The 3,667-nt window shown below is 42.1% G+C and carries 1 protein-coding gene; it reads left to right on the forward strand.

All coding sequences use genetic code 11. The features are described 5' to 3' along the window. Positions 1-208: 208 nt before the first annotated feature. On the forward strand, positions 209-3,667 hold a 3,459-nt coding region (locus L1D50_RS22115), incomplete at its 3' end, for a TOMM system kinase/cyclase fusion protein (protein WP_239966851.1).

Below are 3,667 nucleotides of genomic sequence, written 5' to 3' on the forward strand. Positions count from 1 at the left end.
TTATATTACAGCACCTTGTAATAGAGATTTAACCTGTAGCACTGTAGCGCGTGCTCTTGCAATACAACCCAATTAACATACCTGCTAAGTGTGCAAAATAGCGACGGCTAAATTTTGATTTTTTGAACAATCAAAATCTTGATGCTAGACAAGTATTTACATTCCAATTACCCTATATCATTAACAAAAAATAAGAATCAGTAATCATATGTCTCTGACACAGTTTTCGGATAGCCATATTGTCGATGTTTTCCAGTCTGACAAATACCAACTACTTGAAAAGGTTGGAGAAGGTGGGTTCGGTAAAGTTTTCAAAGCACGCCAAATAAATACAGGGCAAATCGTTGCACTAAAGTTTTTGGCGTTAGAACCACAACTGGAAGCGACGAAAAAACACAGATATGCAGAACGTTTTAATCGTGAAACCTTACTTTGCAGTCAATTAAATCACCCAAATATCGTACGATTATTAGATAAAGGACAATTAAATGAAAATTTAATGTTCGGGGTATTTGAGTATGTGGAAGGGCAAACGCTACGAGACTATCTAAGTCAAAATGGCGCAATTGATTCTGTGTATGCAACTGACATCATGTTGCAAGTTTTAGATGCGCTAATTCACGCCCACCAACAAGGTATTATCCACAGAGACATAAAACCAACCAATATTATGTTAAGCCAGTCTGGCGCAAAGACTTATGCCAAAATACTTGATTTTGGTATTGGTACACTGGCACAAGAAACACGCCAACATGACTTTGAAACAATCACGCTTACGCAAGAAACACTGGGCACCCCCTCTTACAGCGCCCCAGAACAATTACGCGGTGAGCCTGCTTCAGCTAAATCTGATCTATATGTCTGGGGGTTAGTATTTTTGGAATGTTTGACTGGTGTTCCTGCGGTAACAGGCAACAGTGTCGCATCGATTTATCACAAACAATTAAGCGATGTGCATATTCCGATTCCAAGCGCCCTACTTGGCCACCCTCTTGCTGGGCTTCTCAGACGCGTGCTCAATAAAAGTGCATTGGAGCGGGTGATCACCGCAACCGAGGCATTTTCTGAACTTGCAAGAATGAATGTATCTAACCTTGTTGGTGTGCTAAATGATGTTAAAGCCCAACATGGTTATGATGAAACCACAGTGATGCTCCGTGATGACGACCCTAATCATCGTGCCATTCAAGAATATACCGCGCTTACTGAGCGCAAGCAGCTCACAGCTCTTGCTGTAAGACTAAGCGTTAAAGCACTCGACAATCACGGCAAAGATTACGATGTCATCGACACCGTTTATAAATCTCAGCGCAATCACTTTATTGATATCGCAACTCGTTATGGTGCATACCACGTAGGCAACCTTGCTGATACCAGCTTGTTTTATTTTGGCTACCCAGTGAGCAGCGATAACGACGCACGATTATCTGCAAGGACCGCACTTGAAATGATAAGCGAACTTGCCAAACGTAACGCACTGATGCAAGAAGCACACGGAGTCTCTCTCAACGCTCATATTGGCATTCACACTGGTGTATTTATTACCTACGCCAATGCTGTTCCTGAAGGTCACCACGCTAATATTGCAGCAGCACTATCCCGTGAAGCTGGCGAACGCCAAATCTTATGTAGTGCAGAGTCACGCTCACTCTTGGATGCTTTCTCCGAGTTTAACCTCTACGGACAGTTGCAAATTGGCCCGCTATTCGAACTAACTCCGGTATACAACTTACAGGGTGAGCGTCGCATAGAAGCGTTTGGCTTTATGCGTGGTACAAGAAATCATCATGAACTTGTTGGTCGTCACCTTGAGCTGGAACAGACACTTTCACTCATAAATAATAAAGCTGAAAGCGCAACCCGCATCGCTTACATTCATGGTGAAGCTGGGATTGGAAAATCTAGGCTACTGCAAGAAATCCGTGTCAATGCACCACAATATCAACATTTAGTCGCCCAATGCTTACCAGAGCATCAAAATAACGCTCTATATCCAATTTTAACGTTGGTCAAGTACCTATTTAACACCGAACAGCTTGACGCTCATTCAGCTAATACTGTTTTTAGTTATGTGTTATCAAACATGGACAGTGAGCTCGATTTAGAGCAAGCGATCCCTGTGTTGCTAGTTTGGCTCAATATCTCACTTGGTGATGAAATTACGCCTTCTACACTTTCTCCCGATGAGCAGAAGCAAGTGTTGTTTAAAGGGCTTTGCGCATTGTTACTGTCAAACCGTCACGGGCTCAGTAAGTTTAAACTTTACATTATTGAAGACATTCATTGGGCAGATAGCACCACCTTAGAGTTTTTACATCACTTTGTCGGTGCGCTCGCTTCAGGTGATGTTTTACTAAGCACTTCGAGACAAGCGGTGCCAACTCAGTTAAAAGACCTCACCTTAGTGGATGTCTGCCTGAAAAAGCTAACCGAGAAGGCCACCGAAGACTTTATCATTAACTTGTTTGATGGCCGCAGAGTGTCAGAGCAAGTTCTCAAGTTGCTAACCGGTCGTACCGACGGGATCCCGCTATTTATTGAAGAACTCGTCAATATGCTTAAGCAAAAAGCATTAGTTGGGGATAAAGGAGGAGAGATTGACTTCCTCGCACCAGACAAACTTGACCAAGTACCCACGAGTTTAAGAGAATCACTGCAACAAAAGCTAGACAACCTTCATCATGCCAAAGAGACAGCGCAACTGGCGGCAACCATCGGCCGAGAGTTTGAATACAATTTACTTATTGCTACATCATCCTTAAGTGAAAGCCAAATTCAAAACGACTTAAATGAGTTAATGGCTAACGATCTTATCGTGCATCAACGTCGTGTTGATAACGATAGCTACATTTTTAAACATGCTTTGGTAAGGGATGCTGCCTATGAAAGTATGGGTAAGCATGAATCATATACACATCACATGAGCATAATTGAAGTACTCAACAACACAGGAATGAGTCAAAAGCAGCCCCTACTTACAACCCATCATTTAGCAAAAGTGGGAGATCATAATGCAGCTGTTGAATTATTACTAACATCAGCAAAAAGTGCAGCTGCCATTTACTCTGTCGCAGAGGCCAGTATTTACTATGCAGAAGCATTGAACTTCTTTCAGAATGGGTTAATTGATAACCAGCCCTTACTCCATAAAATTAAAAATGCGCTTGCTTCATCACGGGTTGCATACAATGGTTGGCTAGACACGTTGGCTAAAAAGCACGTGCTTCAAAATATCAGTGAACTCGCCACAATTTTAGACCCTAAAGAGCGCTTCATTACGATGAGAGGTGAATGGCTACACGCCTACGCTACTGGTGATATATTAAAAGCTCATAATATTGGATTACAGCTGCACGAAAACAAAAACGAATATCCACCTCACCAACACCCAGTGATCTTCGAGCTCTTATCGCAATCCTACTTTTCGCTAGGAGAGTTTGACAAAGTAATTACGCTTGTCGATACGTTACCAAAAGAGGGCTTCTTCGATAATAGCTCTCAAGCCATAACTGATAATTACGGCTTTTGCTCTGAACTCACTTGTATTGCTTTTAAAGCGCTATCACAGTTGCTCACTGGTAAGGTTGATTTGGCACAAAGCGCCATGAACGATTTAGCTGAGCTTTCCAAAAATATTAATATAAATGACATTAGCTCAGCAACAAAT

The organism is Pseudoalteromonas sp. Isolate6 (assembly GCF_022398435.1).
Taxonomy (GTDB): domain Bacteria; phylum Pseudomonadota; class Gammaproteobacteria; order Enterobacterales; family Alteromonadaceae; genus Pseudoalteromonas; species Pseudoalteromonas galatheae.